The sequence below is a fragment of the Roseateles sp. P5_E4 genome, assembly GCF_054049255.1.
This window is the reverse complement of sequence record NZ_JBFUMS010000021.1, coordinates 40,094-60,679: the sequence shown is the minus strand read 5'-3', so window position 1 is coordinate 60,679 and position 20,586 is coordinate 40,094. Positions and strand designations below refer to the sequence as shown.

Here is a 20,586-nt window from a genome sequence, read left to right as displayed (position 1 = left end):
GGGGTGCGGCCCCCTGGGCGCTCCCCCGCGCGCCAGCGAACATCGGCGGCAATCGAATCACATGCAGGAGTCCTTGAGATGAAGTTGAATCGTCTGGCAACCCAGCTCGCCATCGTCGGCCTCGCCGGCCATACCGGCGCTGCCCTGGCGCAGAACGACAGCGCGCGACTGGAGCGCGTCGAGGTGACGGGTTCCAGCATCAAGCGGATCAAGGATGAGGGTGCCCTGCCCATCCAGGTGATCAGCCGGCGTGAGCTGGAGCGGGCCGGCATCGCGTCGGCCGAGCAGATGATCATGCAGCTCAACATCAACGGCAACGGCCTGGACAACCTGGCCGGCAATGCCGACGTGGTGGACGGCGCCGCGCGCGGCAACAACGGCGCCAGCAGCGCCAACCTGCGCGGCCAGGGCAGCAACGCGACGCTGATCCTGCTGAACGGCCGCCGCGTGGCGGCCCACGGCTTGAACGGCGGCACGGTCGACCTGAACCAGATTCCTTTCGCCGCCATCGACCGCGTCGAGATCCTCAAGGACGGCGCCTCGGCCATCTACGGTACCGACGCCATCGGTGGCGTCATCAACTTCATCCTGCGCCAGAACTACAGCGGCGTGACGATCAACGCGCTGGCCGACGTGCCGCAGCAAAAAGGCGGCGAGATCTACGGCGCCTCGGTGACGGCCGGCTACGGCAACCTGGATACCGACGGCTTCAACTTCCTGGCCTCGCTGTCGGTGCGCGACAACAAGGTGCTGCGCGGCGACCAGCGCGACTTCGTCAACACCTACCAGCCCGATCGCGGCCTGTCGCCCGACACGCGCGGCACGCCGATTGCGACGCTGTTCGCTGTGGCCGGCACCACGCCAACCGGCGCTGCGCTGGGCAACGTGCTCAGCCAGGGTGGCAACAACACCGCCGGGCCGTTCGACTTCGCCAACCCGGCGCTGCGCGTCAACGGCATCAACATCCTCGACCTGCCCGGCGGCGCCGGCTGCTCGTCGGTGGATGGCATGAGCCCTTACCAGGAGACGCTCTGGGCCACCGCGGCGTCCAAGTACGGCTGCGCCTGGGACACCGGCCGTGCCGCCGTCATCCAGCAGCCGATCAAGAACACCAACCTCGTCAGCCGCCTGACCTTCAAGCTGGGCGACCACCGCGTGTTCGGCGAGGCCGTGCTGGGCCGGGCCGAGTCCACCAAGAGCTTCTCGCCCAACCAGATCACCAGCGGTTCGGGCACCGCCACCATCAATCTGGCCGGCACTGTTTACCCCAGCCCCTTCCGCAACCTGCGCTACCCCAGCACCGGCGCAGGCTACAACGACGTGTTCAACGCACTGGTCAAGTCATTCCCGGCGCTGGAGGTCAACCGCGGCCTGCCGATGGCCTTCCGCTGGCGCTGCATGCCCTGCGGCAACCGCGAGATCGACACCACGGCCGACACCGCGCGCTTCCTGGTCGGCGCGGACGGTGCCTTGCCTTTCCTCACCGATTGGGACTACCGCGTCGGTTTCTCGCGCGCCGAGAGCAAAGGCAGCTCCACGGTCGGCAAGGGCTATCACTACTGGCAGCCCTTCGCCGACCTGATCAACACCGGCGTGCTCAATCCCTTCTCGCTGACGCAGACGCCCGAGGCCCTGAAAGCGCTGGACGCCATCAAAGCCGAGGGCGTGACGCTGTACGGCGGCAAATTCACGATGGAGCAGGCCGACGCGACCGTGTCGGGCCCGGTGTTCAAGCTGCCTGGCGGCACGGTGATGGCTGCGTTGGGTGTCGACTCGCGCACCGAAAAGTACAAGTTCGACGGCGACCAGCGCTCCAATGCCAACACCGTCGCCGCACAGATCTTCAACGTGCCCTTCGACAACGCACTGGCCACGGCCGGCACCCTCAAGCGCACCATCAAGGCGGTGTTCGCCGAGGTGGCCGTGCCAGTCATGAAGGACATGGAGATCACCGGCGCCATCCGTCGCGACGACTACACCGGCTTCGGCTCGACGACCAACCCCAAGGTCTCGCTGCGGTACAACCCGACCGAGCAGCTGCTGTTCCGCGGGGCCTACAGCACGGGCTTCCGCGTGCCGACCTTCAAGCAGATGTTCGACCCGATCACGGAGAGCACCTTCGTCGGCGCCGACTTCACCGACCCGGCCACCTGCTCTTCGCGCGTCGTCTCCAACACGCCGGGCTGCCAGTCCGTGCGCGACTTCAGCACCCTGTTCGGCGGCAAATCGACGCTGGGCCCTGAAGAGGCCAAGATGTACAGCGCGGGCGTCGTTTTCCAGCCAACGAAAGACCTGGTGGCCAGCCTGGACTGGTGGTCGATCGAACGCACCGGCACGATCCAGTCCTTCGGCCTGACCACGCTGGCCGAGAACTACCAGTACTTCAAGGACAACTTCATCCGTGACGGCAGCGGCAAGCTCCTCGCCGTCGACACCCGCTATGTGAACGCCGGCGAGACCAACACCAAGGGTCTGGAACTGGGCCTGCGCGGCAACACCAACGCCTTCGGCGCGGCGTGGACGGGCAGCTTCGACGTGTCCTACCTGCTCGACAAGAAGTCGCGCCTGGTGCCGAGCGCGCCGATGGGCAGCAGCGAGGTCGGCCGCTTCACCCGCGCCGGCGACCTGGGCATCCGCTGGAAGCACACCGCCACGCTGACCCGCACCGAGGGCGACTGGGCGGCCACGTTCCAGCATGTCTACCGCACCGGCTACCAGGACTTCGTGCTGCCCGGCGTGGCTAACGGCACCGTGACGCCGGCGAACTGGAACCCGCGCGTGGCGGCCTACTCCATCCTGAACGCCAGCCTGGCCTACGGCGGCATCAAGAACCTGACCATCACGGCCGGCATCAAGAACCTGCTCAACGAAGACCCGCCGTTCAGCGTCACCTACGACACCAACACCGGCGCCGGCTCCAGCTGGGAACCGCGCGTGGCCGACCCGCGCGGCCGCTCGTTCACGCTGCGCCTTGAGTACCGCATGTTCTGACCCCTCTGACTCCCTGCCGGCCCCGGAAGCCGGTTTCCAGCCCCGCCTGTGTCGGGGCTGTTTTTTTGATGAGTGCCAGTTGTGCCGCGAGGCGGCCCAACCCGCGCAAGCGCGGCACGCCTGGCGGCGCGTGACTGGCCCTCCTCACTCGGCTGCTTCGCAGTCGAGAAGGCCGTTCACACGAGGGTCAGCGTGCCGGCAGCGACGGCCATCTCGGCGGCTACGCCCAACGGCAGCGGCCGGTTGGGCTGACCATGGCCCGAAGGCCAGCCGGCGAGCACCGGGCAGCGCAGACGCGGGAGGTGATCGGCCAGCACAGCGGCCGGGCTCTCGGCGCCGCTGAAGCTGCCGACCAGCAGGCCGGCAATGCGGTCCAGCACGCCGGCCAGGCGCAATTGGGTCAGCATGCGGTCGACACGATAGGGCTCTTCACTGATGTCCTCGATGAAGAGCAAGGCACCGTCGGCATCGGGCAGATAAGGCGTGCCGAGCAACGCACAGAACATCGCCAGATTGCCGCCGATCAGGTGGCCCCTTGCGCTACCGCCGTGGCTGAGCGCATGTGGTGGAGCCTGACCGATGACGTCACCGACGCGCCAACCGCGGGCCAGGCCCTCGAACAGCGCATCGGTGTCGGCTTGCGCGCCGGGCAGGCCCCAGTCGCTGGCCGGCATGGGCGCGTGCAGGGACGGGATGCCCGCCTGGCTGCGCAGTGCATGCAGCACGGTCAGGTCGCTGTAGCCGATCAGCAGCTTGCGCGTGTGCGCCAGCAGGCCGAGGTCGATGCCATCCATCAGCCGGATGCAACCGGAGCCGCCGCGCAGTGCAAGCACGGCGTCGAACTGCGGGTCGCCAAAGGCCGTGTGCACGTCGGCCAGGCGCACGACGTCGGGTGCGGCGAGGAAGTCCAGCGGTGGCGGGCCGAAGCAGCTTGGCAACAGACGGGCTTGATAACCGCGCTCGCACAACCAGCCTTCAACTGAATCGAGCCGACCTGGCTTGGGCGGGCCGGCCGGCGCGATGACGGCGACGCATGCGCCCGGGCGCAGCGGCGGGATCAAGAATTCGTCTTCAGCCATTGGTGAACGGCTGCGCCCAGGGCCGGCAGCTTCCAGGTTGTCGAAGCCTCCGGATGCGGTGCGTAACGCATCCCCAGGCTGGTGGTCACCGCAATCAAGTAGTGCAAGTCGCCGTCGTGGACGATGCCGGCATCGCTCGTGTAGTTCTGCGTGTTGCCGGTCTTGTGCGCGAAGTGCACCGGGATGCCGGGCACCCAGCCCGGCAGGGACCGCAGCGACTCGCTGCTGAGGTTGTGATGCAGCTTTTGCGCGTCCAGCGCGCGGCGGATGACTTCGCGGCAGGCGGGGCTGACAAGCGCTGGTACGGCCGGCGCGTTGGCGTCCAGCCGCCACATCAGCCGCAGTGCATCCCAGGCCGTCATCTGGATCTGGCCCACGCCCGAGCCGGCCGCATTGCCCCAACCGCCATCGGGCTGGGTGTTGGCGATCATCAAGCCCGGCAGGCCAGCGGCAGCGAACAACTCGTGCATCTCGTTGTGCACCTCGCGGCCGCCTTCGCGACGGACGGCACCGCGCTCGTGCAGATGGGCAACCAGCGCCGAGGTCGCTTCGTTGCTGCTGACGGTGATCATGTCAAACAGCCAGTCGGCCATTGCGCGGGTCTTGCCCGTGAAGTTCAGAGGCAGCGCCCAGTCGCTGCGACCCGCATCGACGAGATGACCCATGCCGACGGCCACCATCATCTTCAGCAGCGAGGCCGGATAGGGCGCGACAAAGCGCGGCCCGCTGCCGAACCAGGCGGGGAAGTCGATGCGAGTCCAGTCCGCGCCAGGCAGCCAGGCGTAGGAATCGCCCTTGGCGTCGCGCACGTCGGCATGAAAGGCGATGTTGGCGACGGCACCGGTGGTGGCATCGAAGCGCGCAATCAGCCCCTGCGGATGCTCGCGCGAGAACAGCACATTGGCGCAGACCGGCGCCTTGCCGTCGCGCGGAAAAACCGCCACTGCGAGGTCGATGCTGGGCGGGGCATCCAGCGGCTCGCCGCCACGCAGGCTGTCGGCCGTCTGCTCGAAATGCTGGGCCAGCACCGCCGCACGCAGGGCTTGGGCAAGATCGTCTTCGGTCATGGCAATTGTTGATTCACGGGCCGAGCGCCGGGCCGCTCCCTAGCCGGCCCGCTTGGGCGATGTGCTTGCGGCTCGATGCCGCAAGCATCGCCGTCCCCGCGGGGGACCGACCGGGCGCGCCCGCGTTCAGCGAGGCGAGATGGGGCGAGGGGCGGCTTCATTTCACAAGCTCAATCCCTCCAGGGGCAGCGGGCTCGCGCGGCCCGACACCAGTTCGGCCACGATGTTGGCCGTTGCGAAAGAGAACGTGAACCCCAGGGCACCATGCCCGACATTCAGCCACAGGCCGGGCACGCCGCTGGCGCCGAGGATGGGCGCCCCGCTGGGCGTGGCCGGGCGCAGGCCGGCCCAGGGTGTGGCGCGGTCGTAGTCGGCGGCATGCGGGAAGGTGGCGCGCACCGAGCGCTGCAGAGAGGCCAGCCGCCCGTCATCTAGGCTCAGGTCGTCGCCCACGAGATCGACCATGGCGGCGATGCGCAGATCCTGGCCGATGCGGGCGTAAAGGATCTTCTTCTCGAAGTCGGTCACGCTGACCTCGGGCGGGCGGTGGCCGGGCTGGATGGGCGCCGTCAGGCTGTAGCCCTTCAGCGGGTAGATCGGCAACTCGACGCCGACCGTGGCCGCCAGCGCCCGGCTGTGCAGGCCGGCGGCGAGGACGATCGCATCCGCGCCGATGCCGCCGAGCTCGGTCTGCACGCCCAGCACGCCGCCCTGGGCATCGCGCTGCAGGCTCTTGACGCGGCCGCCGAGCCGGCCACGAAAGCGCTCGTGCTGGCCCAGCCTTTCGTACAGCGCCGTGCAGAAGGCATGGCAGTCGGCCACCGCCTCGCCGGGCGTGAAGATGCCGCCGGCCAGCGTGGCCTCGGTGTCGGCCAGGGCGGGTTCCAGCGCGACGCACTCGTCATGCGACAGGGCCTGTTCGGCACCACTGCCCTTCACACGGGCGGCGACACGCACGAACTCCGCCGGCTTGCGGTAGACGACCAGCTTGCCCGGCGTGCGCAGCGCGATGCTGTCGCCCAGCTGCGCCTGGGCCTGCAGCCGCGCGAACGAGGCCTGGCTGTAGGCGCCCAGGGCCAGCAGCCTCTCGGTGGTGCGCCGGTTGACCGGCCCGCGGCAATTGCGCAAAAAGGCGATCAACCAGGCCCATTGCGCCCAATGGGCCTCGGGTTTGAAGCGCAGCGGGCCGTCGGGGTCGAGCAGCCAGCGCAGCGCCTTCAGCGGCACGCCAGCGTCGGCCAGCGGCGACACGTAGCGATAGCTGAGCTGGCCGCCATTGGCACGGCTGGCGCCCTGGGCCACCTCGCCGTCGCGCTCGATCAGCGTGACGCCGTGGCCACGCTCCAGCAGCGCCCAGGCGGTGGTCAGGCCCACCACACCGCCGCCGATCACCACGCAATGCTTCATCCTGCCCTGAACTTCTTGAACCTGGCGGCAGGGTAAAGACGGCGTGCGGCCGCTGCCAATGAAACCGGCGGCCACGGCCATAACCGTGCGACATGGGAGCGGGCGCACTCAGAGGCCGGGCGTCGGCCTGGCGCGGCGGTTGAAATGATCGTCAAGCACATCCAGATAGGCGCGCTGTGTGTCGGGCGGCAATGAGATGCGCAAGGTGTCGCGCAGCATCGCGGCGCCCTCTGGCGTGCCCAGAGCCGCGTCGATGATGCGGATGGCCGCGTGGCCCCAGGCGGTGCGCGGGCAGGCGATGCCGCTGACGATGGCCTCGCTCGCACCCTTGATGGGCAGCGCCGCCAGCGCCGGTTCGCCCGATTGTTCGTCCGCGGGCTGGCTGGCCTGGGCGATCAGGACGTTCGGGTAGTCGAGGGTGTAGTCCGCCCGGCGCTGCATGAGCATGGGCAACAGGCTGCTGCCGTAGTCGCCGCCGAACAGGTGCTGCACCTGCGGGCCGGCGGGCTGGGCCTTGATCAGCGCATCCAGGGCCGGCCCGTAGCTGCGTCCCTGGGCCAGCACGCCGCGCAGCGAGGCGTCGGCCAGCAGGGCCTTGAGGTCCACGGCGCCGTTTGCGTCCAGCGGCAGCGCGGCGCGGCGGTCCCGGCGCACGATGAGCTGGGGCGGCGGCACCAGCCAGGTGTCAGTGAAATAGGCCAGGCGCTCGCGCTCCGGCGTGCGCGCGGCGCCGGCATGGCAGGCCCGCCGACGCTCGCGGATGAGCACCCAGCTGCGCTCGGCATTGGCCACCGTGGGCTGCAAGGCCACACCGGGCAGCCGCGCCTGCAGCCAGCGCGTCAGCTCGTCTGCGGGGTGGCGCATGACGTCGCCATCCGGCACCACCATGGTGTTGCTGACCAGCCAGAGGATGGAGTCGACCGCCGGCGGCGCGTCGGCGGCCAGGCCGGTGCTGCTGGCTACCGCAATAGCAAGGGCAAGGCCGGCCTCCCGGACTCGCATGCGCGGGTCCTCAACCAGCCAGCACGGCCGCCATCGCCTCGGCGGTGGCTTCGACGTTGCGGGTGTTCAGGCCGGCCACGCACATGCGGCCGGAGCGCAGGATGTAGACGCCGAACTCGGTCTTGAGCCGCTCGGCCTGCTCGGCGGTGAGGCCGGTGTAGCTGAACATGCCGCGCTGGGTCAGGAAGTAGCTGAAATCGCGGCCCGGCAGCTTGGCGGCGAGCACGTCGTGCAGTTGGCGGCGCATGGACTGGATGCGCTCGCGCATGTCGGCCACTTCGGCCTCCCACATCTCGCGCAGCACCGGCGTGGTCAGCACCTTGGCCACGACCTGGCCGCCATGCATGGGCGGGTTGGAGTAGTTGCGGCGGATCATGAACTTCATCTGGCCAAGCACGCGCGCGGCCTGGTCAGCATCCGGGCAGACAACGCTCAAGCCTCCGCAGCGTTCACCGTACAGGCTCATGCTCTTGGAGAAGCTGTTGGCGATCAGGAAACTCAGGCCCTCGTCGGCCAGCAGGCGCGGCGCGAAGGCGTCTTCGTCGATGCCGTCGCCATAGCCCTGGTAGGCCAGGTCCAGGAAGGGCAGCAGGCCGCGCTCGCGGATGACGGGCACCAGCGCGCGCCATTGGTCCTGCGTCAGGTCGACGCCGGTCGGGTTGTGGCAGCAGGCGTGCATGACGACGATGCTGCGCGTGGGCAGGGCCTTGAAGAAGGCCAGCATCGCGTCAAAGCGCAGGCCGCCGGTGGCCGGGTCGTAGTAGGGATAGGTCTCGCAGGTGTGGCCCGAACCCTCGAAGACCGCACGATGGTTGTCCCAGGTCGGGTCGGAAAGATAAATCTTGCTGTCCGGGAAATAGCGCTTCAGCAGATCGGCGCCGACCTTCAGGCCGCCACTGGAGCCGACACCCTGGATGGTGGCGATGCGGCCGGCCTTGATGGCCGGGTGATCCACGCCGAACAGCAGGGCCTGCACGGCGCTGCGAAAGTTGGCCGCGCCTTCCATCGGCAGATAGGGCCGCGGGCCGGCCACCTCGACAACGGCCAGTTCGGCCGCGCGCACCGAGGGCAGCATGGGGATGCGGCCGTCGTTGTCGAAATAGATGCCGATGGACAGGTTGATCTTGCCGGCGCGGGGGTCCTTCTGGAAGGCCTCGTTGAGGCTCAGGATGGGATCGCCGGCATAGGCATCGACGTGCTCGAACATGGGGTGGGTCTCCGATGGGAAGTGCCGATTATCCAGAGCCTCGTCATCAAGGCTGTGGACTGCGGTTGAACCCACCGGTGCTAGCCTGCGGCGGCTCAGGGAGAGCCCTATGCCGGTGCGTCATGTCTTCGTGTTGATGTTGGAGAACCGCTCCTTCGATCACTTCTTCGGGCTCAGCGGCCGCGTGCCCCGGCCCGCCGACCCTCGCTTCGGCCCCGGCGCCACCGACCGCGCCAGCGCTGATCCGCCGCACGAGTTCGATGCCGTTCGCCAGCAGATCAACGGCGGCGCGATGGACGGCTTCCAGGGCGTCGGCTGGCAGGGCTTCGAGCCTGCACAGGTGCCCGTGATCCAGCAGCTCGCCGACGAGTTCCTGCTGTTCGACAACTGGTTCTCTTCCCTGCCGGGCCCGACCTGGCCCAACCGCTTCTTCGTGCATGCCGCGTCCAGCGGCGGCCTGGCCACCAGCCCGACGAACCTGCAGATCGCCGGCTCGGTGATCGCGAGCAATTCGGTCTTCCGCTTCGAGCACGGCACCCTCTTCGACCGCCTCAACCAGCGTAGCCAGCCCTGGCGCATCTATCACGGCGACGTCGTTCCCCAGGTGCTGGCCCTGCCCGGCATGGCCAGCACCTTCATCAAGCCCAACGAACGCTTTCATCCGTTCAGCAATGGCGATGAAGAGCACCCCGTGCACAGCGATTTCGCGACCGACGTCGCCCACGCCAACTACGCCCCCGTCTACACCTTCATCGAGCCCGCCTATGACCCCAGCGGCAGCTTCGGCAGCGGCAACTCCCAGCACCCGCTGGGCCGGGTCAGCGCCGGCGAGGCGCTGATCAAGTCCACCTACGAGAGCCTGCGCAATTCGCCACTGTGGCCCGACAGCCTGCTGCTCATCACCTGGGACGAGCATGGCGGCTTCTACGACCGGGAGCCGCCGCCGGGCGCCACCCCGCCGGGCGACGCGCCGCTGAACCGGCCGACGCCCGACGTGGGCTTCGCCTTTGACCGCCTGGGCGTGCGCGTGCCCGCCCTGCTCGTCTCGCCGTGGGTGGCGCGCGGCAGCCTGGGCAGCCAGGTTTTCCCCGGCCAGTCTTTCGACCACAGCTCGGTGGTCAGATCGGTGTTCGACACCTTCGGCCTCGGCCCGGCGCTGACAGCCCGTGACGCGGCAGCGCCCAGCTGGACCTCCGGCCTGCTGGCCGCGGCCCGCCAGGGCGCCGCCGCCGGCCCGCTGACGCTGGCGGACCCGGTGCGCGATGCCGCGCCGGCCGCAGCGCCGCCTCACCGCGACGAGGTGGACGGCTTCCTCGCCGGCCGCGCGCTGATCGCGCACGAGCTCGACCGTGCGATGACGGCCGCATCGGGCGATCGCCCCGTCGGCAATCTGAAGCCGCTGACGCCGGCCCAGTTCCGCGCCAAGCGCAAGGCGGCGCTGAACGATCCCGAATTCCCGTCGCACGTCGCCCAGTACGTGCAGGAGGTGGGTGCACGCGCTCAGGCGCACCGTGACCGCGTGAAGCGCCGGGCCCGACGCACGGCGGCGGCGCCGGTCTAGCGCCAGGCCACCCAGCGCCCGTGCGGGTGGCTCCAGCCCAGCGCTCGCTCAGCGACCCGGCCGGCTTCGAGGTGGCGCAGCGTCCACAAGGTCATCGACGAGGCGGCCTCGTCGGCAGGCAGGACCGGTTCGGGAGGCACCGCCTCTTGCGCACTCAAAGCCGGCAGATCGCCGCAGATCCAGGCCAGGCCGTGGCTCAGCGCCAGCCGGTCGACCGTCGTGCGCAGCCGGTCGAGGTCGGCGTCATTCAAGTAGTACAGCACCCAGCTCGTCAGCAGCACCGGTTGAACGCCCGCGGGCAGACCGGCCAGCCACGGCTCGATCGCGGCGATGCAGTCGTCGGCCTGGCGCACCGTGTGCGGCAGAGACCGCATCTGATGCGCGGCGCGAGCCAGGCGTTCGCGGCGGGTGGCGTCGTGCGGCCACAAACAGGCCTGCAACCAGCGCAGGCGCTCCGGGTCGCCCGGATCGACGGGGGCGGGATCGAGGCCGTAGCGCAGCGTCAGTCGCCAGTCGGCGGCCGCGGGCGGCGGCGCAGCGCCCAGCCAGCGCGATTCGATCTCGGCGCGCCGGCCATCGCGGGCTGGACCGCGCTCATGCCAGTAGCCATCGTCCGTGCGATAGCGCAGCGCGTATTGGTCGACGCCGAGGTTGAGGCCGGCACTGCAACCCAGGTCCAACAGCGCGAGGTGGCGGGCGCCGGTGGCACGCGCCGCATCGCCTAAAGCCGGCCAGAGGGCCGCGCCGCGGGCGATCTCGTTGGTCTGCGTCGCGCCATGACGCAGGTGATGCAGCAGCGCCGGCCATTCGCGCTCGAGGCAGGCCGACAGCGCGGTGGCCAAGGCCGCGTCCGGCTCACGGCTGCCACCGGCGCTGGGATAGTAGGCGGCCAGTTCGGGCGCCGCACCGGCCAGCACGCGTTCATGCAGGGCCGCCAGCAGCAGATTGACCTTGCGCTGCTCGGGCGGCGCCTCGGCCAGCAGGGCCAGCGCCCGGTCGTCGTGGGCGGCCACGCCGCACAGCGCAACGTAGAGCGGTTCCTGGCTGCATTCCTCGCGGCCGAAGCGGGCCAGCAGCATCGACAGGTCTGATCTTTCCATGCGTCCAGCATAGGCAGGCCATGCCTCGCCTTGTGTCGGCCAGCCGACAATGCAGCATGTCCCACGACTCCGCCTTGCAGCGCGTCTTCGCGGCCCATTTCCCGGGGATCGCGTTGCCAATCGACATCGCGGCCGGCATCGCACGGCGACGCCTGGCCGATGGGCGCAGCCTCTTCGTGCAGGGCCAGAAGACGGCGGCCTTCTACGCGGTCGCGGCCGGCGAGATCGAGACCCGTTTCACGGCCGCGGACGGCACGGTGTCGGTCATCGAGAACGTCGGCCCGCCGCGACTCTTCGGCCTCGCCGCCTTCGCCGCCGGCCAGCCTTCGGAATACGAGGCGCTCGCGCGCGGCGCCACCGAGGTGCTGGTCTTCGGCCGCGAGGCCTATACGCGCCTGATGGACGAGGTGCCGGGCTTCGCGCGCGCCCTGCTGGCCGAGTTCGCCCGCCGCTATGACGGCACGCTGCGCCTGCTGCAGGCGGCGCGCCACCAGGGTGCAGCCGAACGCTTCGCATTGGCGCTGGCGCAGCTGGCCCGCGAGCGTGGCCACGCGATTGGCGACGGCTGGGTCGAGGTGCGGGCCACACAGGCCGAGCTGGCGCGCCTGGCCCATCTGTCGCGGCAGACGGCCAACGAGCTGCTGGGCGAGGCGGAGGCCGCCGGCCTGGTCAGGCGGGGCCGAGGCCGCTGGCTGTGGCGGGCTCGGTAACGGCCGGAACGGGCGTGCAGGACGGCACGCTCGCTCGCCGCGTTACATGTCGGCGCGCCGGGCTTCGGCCGTAATGTGGCAACCACCGGCCCGGGCTTCCCGACCCGCCGGCGTTTTTCCGGAGCTCCTGCCTTGTCCGACATCCAATCCATCGTCATCGTGGGCGGCGGCAGCGCCGGCTGGCTGGCGGCCTGCTTCCTGCAGCGCGCCCTCGGCGCGGTGCGCCAGACACCCTTGCCCATCACGCTGATCGAGTCACCGCGCATTGCCGGCATCGGCGTGGGCGAGGCCACGCTGCCGACGCTGCGCGGCATGATGCAGGCGCTGGGCCTGCCCGAGGCCGCCCTGTTCGGCGCGGCCGATGCGACGCTGAACAACGGCGTGCGCTTTCACGGCTGGCGCAGCGGCGGCAGCGCGGCCGACGACAGTTACGACCACCCCTTCGACGCGCCTCCACCATTCGGCGGCTTCGCGACGACGGCCCACTGGCTGAACCTGATGCAGCGCGGCCTGACCCAACAGCCCATGGCCCAGGCCTGCACGGCGCAGACGACGCTGTTCGATGGCCACCAGTCACCGAAGCTGATGGACTCGCCCGACTACCAGGCGCCGGTCAGCTATGGCTACCACCTGGATGCCGCCAAGCTGGCCATGCTGCTGCAGCAGACCGCGCTGCGGCGCGGCGTGCGCCATGTGCAGGGCGAGGTAGCCCAGGTGCAGCGCGGCGCAGCCGGCATCGAGGCGGTCGAACTGGCCGACGGCCGGCGCTTTGCCGCCAGCTTCTTCGTCGACTGCAGCGGGGCAGATTCACTGCTGCTGCAGCGGGCCCTGGGCGTGCCCTGGGTGTCCTATGCCGACTGGCTGCCCTGCGACCGCAGCATCGCCGTGCCGGTGGCCTATGCGCGGGACGACACCGCGCTGCGCAGCCACACGGCCATCACGGCCCAGGACGCCGGCTGGAGCTGGGAGATCGACCTGCAAAGCCGCCGCGGCACGGGCTATGTCTATGCGTCGCGCTTTTGCAGCGACGACGAGGCCCTGCAGCGGCTGCAACAGCTCAATGCCGGGCACCGCGCGCTGGCCGCGCCTCATTTCACGACGCTGCGGGCCGGCCATGCCGCGCGGATCTGGGAGCAGAACTGCCTGGCCCTGGGTGCGGCGGGCGGCTTCGTCGAGCCGCTGGAGTCCACCAGCCTCTACCTGGTCGAATGGGCGCTGCAGATGTTCGTCGACCATGTCGCGCCCTCGGGCAACAGCGCGGTTTGCCGCGACCGGCTGAACCGCCTGGCGGGCGACTTCCACGAGGAGCTGCGCGACTTCATCGTCGCCCACTACACACTCTCACAACGGCGTGACACGCCGTTCTGGCGTACCTGCACCGACGCAGCGGCCCTGCCGCCGCGCCTCGTCGAGTTGCTGGCCCTGTGGGATGCCAAGGTGCCGACGGCCACCGATCTGGACAGTCGCCTGTCGCCCTTCGGCCCGTCCAACTGGTCCTATGTGCTGGCCGGCCTGCACCGCCTGCCCAGCCAGGGCATCGGCCTGGCCGCCCACATCTCCGCGGAGGTCAGCCAGCAGGCGCTGGCCCATGTGCGTGACGTCCGCCGCGCGGCATCGGAGCAGTCACCGACGATGCGGGACTATCTGCGCAGCCAGCAGGGGATGGCCCCCCAGGTAACAGCTCACTGAAGCGGGTCAGGTCGCGGCGAGTGCCGCTTCAATGTCGCCCCGCATCTTTTCCGGCGGGTCATTTGGCGCATAGCGCTTGATGACCTGGCCGTCGCGGCCGATCAGGAACTTGGTGAAGTTCCACTTGATGGCCTCGGTGCCCAGAAAGCCCGGCTTCTCGCTCTTGAGGAACTTCCACAGCGGGTGGGCCTCGCCGCCATTGACCTTGGTCTTGGCCATCATCGGGAAGCTGACGCCGTAGTTCAGCTCGCAAAAAGACGCGATCTGGTCATTGCTGCCTGGGTCCTGGCCGCCGAACTCGTTGCTCGGGAAGCCAATGACGACCAGCCCCCTGGGGCCGTAATCCTCCCAAAGCTGCTCCAGGCCCTTGAACTGCGGCGTGAAACCGCATTCGCTGGCCGTGTTGACGATGAGCAGGACCTTGCCGCGCTGCGAGGCCAGGTCGGCCGGCTCGCCGCGGATGGAAACGGCCTGGAAGTCGAAGACGCTCTCGCTCATGGGCTTCCTCCCTAGAAAGAGCCGTCCATACTAACCCCAGGCAGGCCCGAGGGTTTGTAGCATGGCGCCGCCCGCGCGGCTGGCCGTCCAATCGCGCGAACTTGGCGCCCCGTCCTCCGGGACAGGCTCACGTCAGCAACTTCGGAAACCACCCCATTCATGGATCACCTGGCTTGCTACACCCCGGCCGACCTGGCCGGACGCACCCCGCCCGACTTCAGCACCTTCCGCTGGAAGCTGCTGGCCCAGGGAGACTCGTGGTTCTCGAATGCGCGCGCCAAGCTCAACGCCCACGCCAACCTGCTGCAGGAGCTGGTCTTCAAGTCCAACACGGCCGCCGTCAATTGCGCCGGCACCGGCAATGCGCTGTCGCACATGGTGGACCTCGAGTCCAGCCCGGACTTCGTGCGCCTCTTGACCGGCCCCGACGCGCCGACCTGGGACGGCATCCTGCTGTCCGTCGGTGGCAATGACCTGATCGCCGCGGCACGCACGCCGGCCCAGAACTGGAATGGCGAGCCCATCCCCCTGGAGCTGCGCCTGCTGCGCCGCCAGACCGAATGGGGGCCGCCTTCGGCCGGCGTCGCGCGCTATTTCTCCGAGCCCGGCTGGGCGACCTATTCCGACTACCTGCGAGCCAACGTCAAGCACCTGCTGTCCTTGCGCGACCAGGGTCCGTCCACGGGCAAGCCGGTCTTCATGCATTGCTACGCCGTGCCCATGCCGCGCCCGGCGGCCGCCGAGGGCGGCGATGACCTGGGCGCCGGCGGCCCCTGGCTTTACCCGGCGCTGAAGGCCTATGGCGTGCCCGCCGCCGATTGGGCTGCCGTCAGCCGGCTGATGGTCTTCCATCTGGCCCAGCTGCTGAAGAGCATGGCCGCAGACAAGGAAGCCTTCCGCGGCCTCTTCATCTTTGATTCGACCGCCGTGCCGCTGGCGCTGGCCGCGCCGGGCTCCACCGGCATCAGCGGCGACTGGCACAACGAGATCCACCTCAACCACAGCGGCTGCTTCAAGATCGCCCGCGCCTGGAGCGAGCACATCGAGATGGTGCTGGAAGGCAAGCATCTGATCCCCGTGCCCACAGGCCGCAAGGGCCGAGGCAGCAGCGCCAGCAGCTGAACGTCCCGTCTTTCTGGCAGGTCTGCCAGGTCTGCCGGGGCCGGATTACCGGTCCTGCGGCAGGTGATCCGTGCGGGCCAAGTCGAGCAGATGCTCGACCTCTTCCTTGTGCACGACCAGGTTGCGCTGGTGCCAGCGCCGGATCCACCACATGGCACCGGCCACGACGACGCCGAAGATCGTGATCGCGCCAAACGCCGACAGGCCGAAGCGGGTCATCGCCGTGTAGAAGGCGCCCAGGCCCAGGATGCAGGCCTGCTCGTTGAAGTTCTGCACCGCGATGCTGCGGCCGGCCCCCATCAGGTTGTGGCCGCGGTGCTGCAGCAGCGCGTTCATCGGCACGACGAGGTAGCCGCCGATACCGCCGAGCAGGATCAGGAAGGGCGCCGCCACCCACACGTTGTGGATGAGGTTCATGAAGATGACCAGCAGCCCCATCGCGATGCCCAGCGGGATGACGGAGGTGGCGCGGTCCAGCCGGCAATACAGCGATGCGACGACGGCACCAACCGCCGTGCCAATGGCGACGACGCCCACCAGCGAGGACGCCTGCGTCGTGCCGTAGCCCAGGGCGGCCGCGGCCCAGGCCAGCACGATGTAGCGCAGATTGCCGCTGACACCCCAGAACAGCGTCGTCGTCGCCAGCGAGATCTGCCCGAGCTTGTCCTGCCAGAGCCTGCTGTTGCAGGACGAGAAGTCGCGCACCAGGCCCAGGAAGCTGTGCGCATAGGGCTGCAGCGGCGCCGAGGTGCGCGGGATGCGCAGATTGAACAGTGCCGCCAGCACATACAGGCCGACCAGGCTGGCGATCGCCGCCTCGGGTGGGGAGTCGATGCCGGTCTCCATCATCGGCATGTCGATCAGCAGCAGCAGGTGCGAGACGCGGTCACCGATCAACTGACCACCGAGCAGCACGCCCAGGATGATGGACGTGATGGTCAGGCCCTCGATCCAGCCATTGGCCTTGACGAGCTGGGACGGTGGCAGCAGTTCGGTCAGGATGCCGTACTTGGCCGGCGAATAGGCGGCCGCGCCCAGGCCGACGATGGCATACGCCGCCAGTGGGTGGGCGCCGAACAGCATCATCAGGCAGCCCACCACCTTGATGCTGTTCGAGAAGAACATCACCTTGCCCTTGGGCACGGCGTCGGCAAAGGCTCCGACGAAGGGCGCCAGCACGACGTAGAACAGGGCGAACATCGGCACCAGCGCGGCGCGCTGCCACTCGGCGGCGCCGGAGGAACGCAACAGCTCGACGGCCGCGACGAACAGTGCGTTATCAGCCAGCGAGCTGAAGAACTGCGCCGACATGATGGTGTAAAAGCCGCGTTTCATCGGTCGGAGCGCAATCCTGAACTGTCTTCTGCTTGTAGGCCGGTAAAACGGGAGCGGCGCGGGTTTATAGCACGCCCCTAGTTCGGCAGCGGCGCCCCAAACCCGGGCGCAAAATCCGGCCATGCCTCGCCCGATTGAAGCCCTGATTCATACCGAAGCGCTCGCTCACAACCTGGGTCGCGCGCGCGCTCAAGCCCCCAATGCCCGAGTCTGGGCCGTCGTCAAGGCCAATGCCTATGGTCACGGCATCGAACGCGCCTTTGAGGGCCTGCGCGCCGCCGACGGTTTCGCGCTGCTGGACCTGGCCGAGGCCGAACGGTTGCGCGCCCTGGACTGGCGGGGCCCCATCCTGCTGCTGGAAGGCGTGTTCGAGCCTCGCGACCTGGAGCTGTGCTCGCGCCTCAAGCTCTGGCACACCGTGCACTGCGAGCAGCAGATCGACTGGCTGGCCATGCACAAGACGCACGAGCCGCACCGCGTCTTCCTCAAATTGAACTCGGGCATGAACCGGCTGGGCTTCACGCCGGCCGCCTTTCGCGCCGCCTATGCGCGGCTGGAGGCCCTGCCCCAGGTCGACGAGATCGGGTTGATGACTCACTTTTCCGATGCAGACAGCCTCCGGCAAGGTATCGACGGCATCGCCCACCAGTTGGCCGCCTTCGAGGCCGTGACCGAGGGCCTGGCCGGCGAGCGCAGCATCGCCAACAGCGCGGCAACACTGCGCCACCCAGCTCGCACGGCCCAGGACTGGGTGCGCGCCGGCATCATGAGCTATGGCGGCGTGCCCGATTTCCCCGAGCACGACGCCGCTCACTGGGACCTGCGGCCGGCGATGACGCTGCGCTCAAAGATCATCGGCGTGCAGCAGCTGCAGCCCGGCGACACCATCGGCTACGGCAGCGCCTTCACGGCCGAGCAGGTCACGCGCGCAGGCATCGTCGCCTGCGGCTATGCCGACGGCTATCCGCGCCACGCGGCCACCGGCACGCCGGTGCTGGTGGACGGCAAGCGCACGCGCACGCTGGGCCGGGTGTCGATGGATATGCTGGCGGTGGACCTGTCTGACCTGCCCGCCAGCGGCTTTGGCAGCGAGGTGACGCTGTGGGGCGAAGGGCCTGTCATTGACGGAAAGGGGTCACGCCTGCCCATCGACGAGGTGGCGCAATCGGCCGGCACCATCGGCTACGAGCTGATGTGCGCCGTCGCGCCGCGCGTGCCAATTCGAAATGCCTGACATCCACTGGACCCCGCGCCCGGACGAACTCGAGTTCGACGCCATCCGCGCCAGCGGCCCCGGCGGCCAGAACGTCAACAAGGTTTCGAACGCGGTCCATCTGCGCTTCGACATCCACACCTCCAGCCTGCCCGAGGCCGTCAAGGCGCGGCTGCTGAACTGGGCCGACCAGCGCATCACCTCGGAGGGCGTCGTCGTCATCAAGGCCCAGGACTCGCGCAGCCTGGAACGCAACCGGGCGGACGCCGTCGCGCGGTTGATCGAGCTGGTGCAGGCCGCCGCGCATGTGCCCAAGGCGCGGCGGGCGACCAAGCCGACCTATGGCTCCAAGCAGCGCCGGCTGGAAGGCAAGGCCAAGCGCAGCGACATCAAGGCCGGGCGGCGCAGCAAGGACTACTGAAGCGGGGACTTCATGCCCAGCTGGTCGAACAGGAAGGCGTAGATGTCCGCCATCTGGTTCACGCGGATGGACAGCGAGCTGCCCATGCCATGGCCGGCGTGGGCGTTGATGCTCAGCAGCACCGGCCGGCCGGAGCCGGTTGCCGCCTGCAGGCGCGCAACCATCTTGCGCGAGTGCATCGGGTTGACGCGCCCGTCCGTCTCGCCGGTGGCCATGAAGATGGCCGGGTACTTCGCACCGCCATTCACGTGGTGATAGGGCGAGTAGGCGTACAGCGCCTGGAATTGCTCAGGGTTCTTCACCGTGCCGAATTCGGTGACGTTGAATGCGCCGTTCGGGTCCAACTCCACGCGCAGCATGTCGTAGATGCCCACTGTCGAGACAACGGCGCGGAACAGCTCGGGATGCTGCGTGAACACCGCCCCCATCAGCAGCCCGCCGTTGCTGCCGCCTATGGATCCCATGCGGGCCTTGGAGGTGTAGCCCTTGTCGACCAGGTATTGGGCCGAGGCGGCGAAGTCGTCAAAAACGTTCTGCTTGTTCGTCAACGCGCCCTGGGTATGCCAGGTCTCGCCGAACTCACCGCCGCCGCGCAGGTTGGCGATGACGTAGACGCCGCCGGCGTCCAGCCACAGCCTTGTCGCCGCGCCCAGGAAGCGCGGCACCAGGCTGACGTTGTAGCCACCATAGCCGGTGAGCAGCAACGGTGCGCTGCCATCGAGCTTGAGGCCCTTCCTGCGCACGATATTGAGGGGGATGCGCGTGCCGTCCTTGCTCGTCGCGAACTCGCGCACGACCTCCACGTCGCCGAAGGACACCGGGCTGGTCTGGCGCAGCGCCGTGGGTCGGCTCCTGCCGCTGTCGGCATCGATGCGCATGAACTGCGGCGGCTCGAGATAGGTTTTCACCGCGACCAGCAGGCTGCCGTCGTCCATCACGGCCATCTCGTCCACGGTCGCCACCTCGGGCAGCTGCAGCTGGCCGCGAGGCTTGCCGTCCAGGCCGTAGATGGCCACGCGCGACGGCCCGCCGACGATCTCACGCAGGTAGATGGCGTTCCTGGTGAGGGTGATGTTGCCCGCGCCGAACTCGCCGCCGGGCTCCAGCGCCGCATCGGACTCGGGCACGATGGTCTGCGCATGGGCCAGCGTCAGGTCATCGAGCGCCAGCTTGAGCAGCTTGCCGCGCGGCGCGCCCTGCCGGGAGATGAGATAGAGCCCGTCGGGTCCCAGCGCTGCGGCGACGACCTTGTCCTCGAAGCGTGTGACCTGGCGGATGCGGCCGTCCCTGGCGATCAGGTAGTGGGCGAACTCGCCGCCATCGCCATTGGCGACCGAGGCGATGACGCCAGGCGCGCCGGGCCGGGCGTCCAGTGCGATCTCGGCGACGCGCGGGAAGTCCTTGCCCAGCACATAGACGTCCTTTGCCGGATCGTCGCCGACGCGGTGGTAGTAGATCTGCTGGTAGAAGTGCTGGCGCTCGGCCGGTTCCTTGGCGCCGGGGTAGCGCGTGTACCAGAAGCCGGAGCCATCCTCGCGCCAGGCCAGGCTGCCGCCGCCGGTGGGGTATTGCACGTTGAGAATGACCTTGTCGACATCCTTGCCCGTGGCCACGTCGACGATGTGCAGCGAGCCGTCCTCGCTGCCGTTCTCCGACATCGACACCGCCACCAGCTTGCCCGTCGGCGAAGGCACATACCAGTCGATGGCCGTCGTGCCTTTGGGGTTGAGCGTGTTCGGGTCCAGCACCACGCGGGCCTTGGCGGGGTCGGCGTCCTGGCCCAGCACGGCCAGCATGGGCTGCTGCCTGGGCGGCTGGTTGTATAGCGCGAACAGCTGGCCCGGCGTGGCGTGCAGGTCGTAATAGGCGCTGGAGCTGGCCGTGGCCTGCTTCATCAGCCAGTCGAACATCGGCTGGCGCGCCGGCAGCTTGCCGAAATAGGCGCGCGTGCGCTTGTCTTGCGCAGCGCTCCACTGCTTCACCTTGGGGTCGCTGGCTTTCTCCAGCCAGCGGTAGGGGTCCCTGACGCTGACGTCGCCGTAGCGGTCGGTGACCGGCTTCACCGGCGTCGGCGGCGCGCCCGCGTCGGCGGCATGGGCCAGCAGCGCGGCACCCGCGAGGGCAAAAGCGCCGCACAGGCGCGTCAGAGCGAATTGCCAGGCCATCTGTTCTCCCCGTGAAGAG

At 69.0% G+C, this 20,586-nt stretch carries 16 protein-coding genes; 7 read left to right on the top strand and 9 right to left on the bottom strand.

Features of this window, described 5'->3' with window-relative positions:
* Nucleotides 1-78: 78 nt before the first annotated feature.
* Nucleotides 79-2,991, top strand: a complete 2,913-nt coding sequence (locus tag ACXJLH_RS28240) for a TonB-dependent receptor plug domain-containing protein (RefSeq protein ID WP_457447737.1) — start codon at nucleotides 79-81, stop codon at nucleotides 2,989-2,991.
* A 176-nt stretch (nucleotides 2,992-3,167) separates the two neighbouring features.
* Here ACXJLH_RS28240 and ACXJLH_RS28235 read toward each other — a convergent pair whose 3' ends face one another.
* The 5 genes from ACXJLH_RS28235 to ACXJLH_RS28215 form a co-directional block, all read right to left on the bottom strand.
* Nucleotides 3,168-4,070 (bottom strand): S66 peptidase family protein, encoded by a 903-nt coding sequence (locus ACXJLH_RS28235; RefSeq protein ID WP_457447735.1) that lies wholly within the window; start codon nucleotides 4,068-4,070, stop codon nucleotides 3,168-3,170.
* Complete coding sequence (locus tag ACXJLH_RS28230) at nucleotides 4,049-5,137, bottom strand: serine hydrolase (protein ID WP_457447733.1); 1,089 nt, start codon at nucleotides 5,135-5,137, stop codon at nucleotides 4,049-4,051. The genes ACXJLH_RS28235 and ACXJLH_RS28230 overlap by 22 nt, the downstream gene beginning before the upstream one ends.
* 162 nt (nucleotides 5,138-5,299) lie before the next feature.
* On the bottom strand, nucleotides 5,300-6,544 hold the full coding sequence (locus ACXJLH_RS28225) for a D-amino acid dehydrogenase (RefSeq protein ID WP_457447731.1): 1,245 nt from the start codon (nucleotides 6,542-6,544) through the stop codon (nucleotides 5,300-5,302).
* Between the two features lie 108 nt (nucleotides 6,545-6,652).
* Nucleotides 6,653-7,546, bottom strand: a complete 894-nt coding sequence (locus ACXJLH_RS28220) for a hypothetical protein (RefSeq protein ID WP_457389623.1) — start codon at nucleotides 7,544-7,546, stop codon at nucleotides 6,653-6,655.
* A 10-nt stretch (nucleotides 7,547-7,556) separates the two neighbouring features.
* Complete coding sequence (locus tag ACXJLH_RS28215) at nucleotides 7,557-8,753, bottom strand: amino acid aminotransferase (protein WP_457447729.1); 1,197 nt, start codon at nucleotides 8,751-8,753, stop codon at nucleotides 7,557-7,559.
* 109 nt (nucleotides 8,754-8,862) lie between these two features.
* Between ACXJLH_RS28215 and ACXJLH_RS28210 the strand changes: the two genes are divergently transcribed.
* On the top strand, nucleotides 8,863-10,314 hold the full coding sequence (locus ACXJLH_RS28210; protein ID WP_457351045.1) for an alkaline phosphatase family protein: 1,452 nt from the start codon (nucleotides 8,863-8,865) through the stop codon (nucleotides 10,312-10,314).
* Here the strand turns inward: ACXJLH_RS28210 and ACXJLH_RS28205 are convergent.
* Nucleotides 10,311-11,414, bottom strand: a complete 1,104-nt coding sequence (locus tag ACXJLH_RS28205; protein ID WP_457447727.1) for a DUF2332 domain-containing protein — start codon at nucleotides 11,412-11,414, stop codon at nucleotides 10,311-10,313. The two genes, ACXJLH_RS28210 and ACXJLH_RS28205, sit on opposite strands and share 4 nt — an antisense overlap.
* Before the next feature lie 56 nt (nucleotides 11,415-11,470).
* Between ACXJLH_RS28205 and ACXJLH_RS28200 the strand changes: the two genes are divergently transcribed.
* On the top strand, nucleotides 11,471-12,124 hold the full coding sequence (locus tag ACXJLH_RS28200) for a Crp/Fnr family transcriptional regulator (RefSeq protein ID WP_457447725.1): 654 nt from the start codon (nucleotides 11,471-11,473) through the stop codon (nucleotides 12,122-12,124).
* A 132-nt stretch (nucleotides 12,125-12,256) separates the two neighbouring features.
* On the top strand, nucleotides 12,257-13,813 hold the full coding sequence (locus ACXJLH_RS28195) for a tryptophan halogenase family protein (RefSeq protein ID WP_457447723.1): 1,557 nt from the start codon (nucleotides 12,257-12,259) through the stop codon (nucleotides 13,811-13,813).
* A gap of 6 nt (nucleotides 13,814-13,819) precedes the next feature.
* On the opposite strand, the gene ACXJLH_RS28190 is transcribed toward ACXJLH_RS28195, so the two are convergent.
* Nucleotides 13,820-14,311, bottom strand: a complete 492-nt coding sequence (locus ACXJLH_RS28190) for a glutathione peroxidase (RefSeq protein WP_457351051.1) — start codon at nucleotides 14,309-14,311, stop codon at nucleotides 13,820-13,822.
* A gap of 159 nt (nucleotides 14,312-14,470) precedes the next feature.
* Here ACXJLH_RS28190 and ACXJLH_RS28185 point away from each other — a divergent pair, with 159 nt between their 5' ends.
* A complete protein-coding gene (locus ACXJLH_RS28185) occupies nucleotides 14,471-15,433 on the top strand; it encodes a hypothetical protein (protein WP_457351053.1) in 963 nt (320 codons plus the stop codon).
* 45 nt (nucleotides 15,434-15,478) lie between these two features.
* Here ACXJLH_RS28185 and lplT read toward each other — a convergent pair whose 3' ends face one another.
* Nucleotides 15,479-16,768: a lysophospholipid transporter LplT gene (lplT, locus tag ACXJLH_RS28180; protein WP_056192011.1), complete on the bottom strand. Its 1,290-nt coding sequence runs from the start codon at nucleotides 16,766-16,768 to the stop codon at nucleotides 15,479-15,481.
* A gap of 121 nt (nucleotides 16,769-16,889) precedes the next feature.
* On the opposite strand from lplT, the gene alr reads away from it, so the two are divergent.
* A complete protein-coding gene (gene alr, locus ACXJLH_RS28175; protein ID WP_457447722.1) occupies nucleotides 16,890-18,002 on the top strand; it encodes an alanine racemase in 1,113 nt (370 codons plus the stop codon).
* Nucleotides 17,995-18,402 (top strand): alternative ribosome rescue aminoacyl-tRNA hydrolase ArfB, encoded by a 408-nt coding sequence (gene arfB, locus ACXJLH_RS28170; protein ID WP_457351059.1) that lies wholly within the window; start codon nucleotides 17,995-17,997, stop codon nucleotides 18,400-18,402. The genes alr and arfB overlap by 8 nt, the downstream gene beginning before the upstream one ends.
* Here arfB and ACXJLH_RS28165 read toward each other — a convergent pair.
* Nucleotides 18,396-20,567, bottom strand: coding sequence for a prolyl oligopeptidase family serine peptidase (locus ACXJLH_RS28165; RefSeq protein ID WP_457447720.1), 2,172 nt, complete (start codon nucleotides 20,565-20,567; stop codon nucleotides 18,396-18,398). The two genes, arfB and ACXJLH_RS28165, sit on opposite strands and share 7 nt — an antisense overlap.
* Nucleotides 20,568-20,586 lie beyond the last annotated feature (19 nt).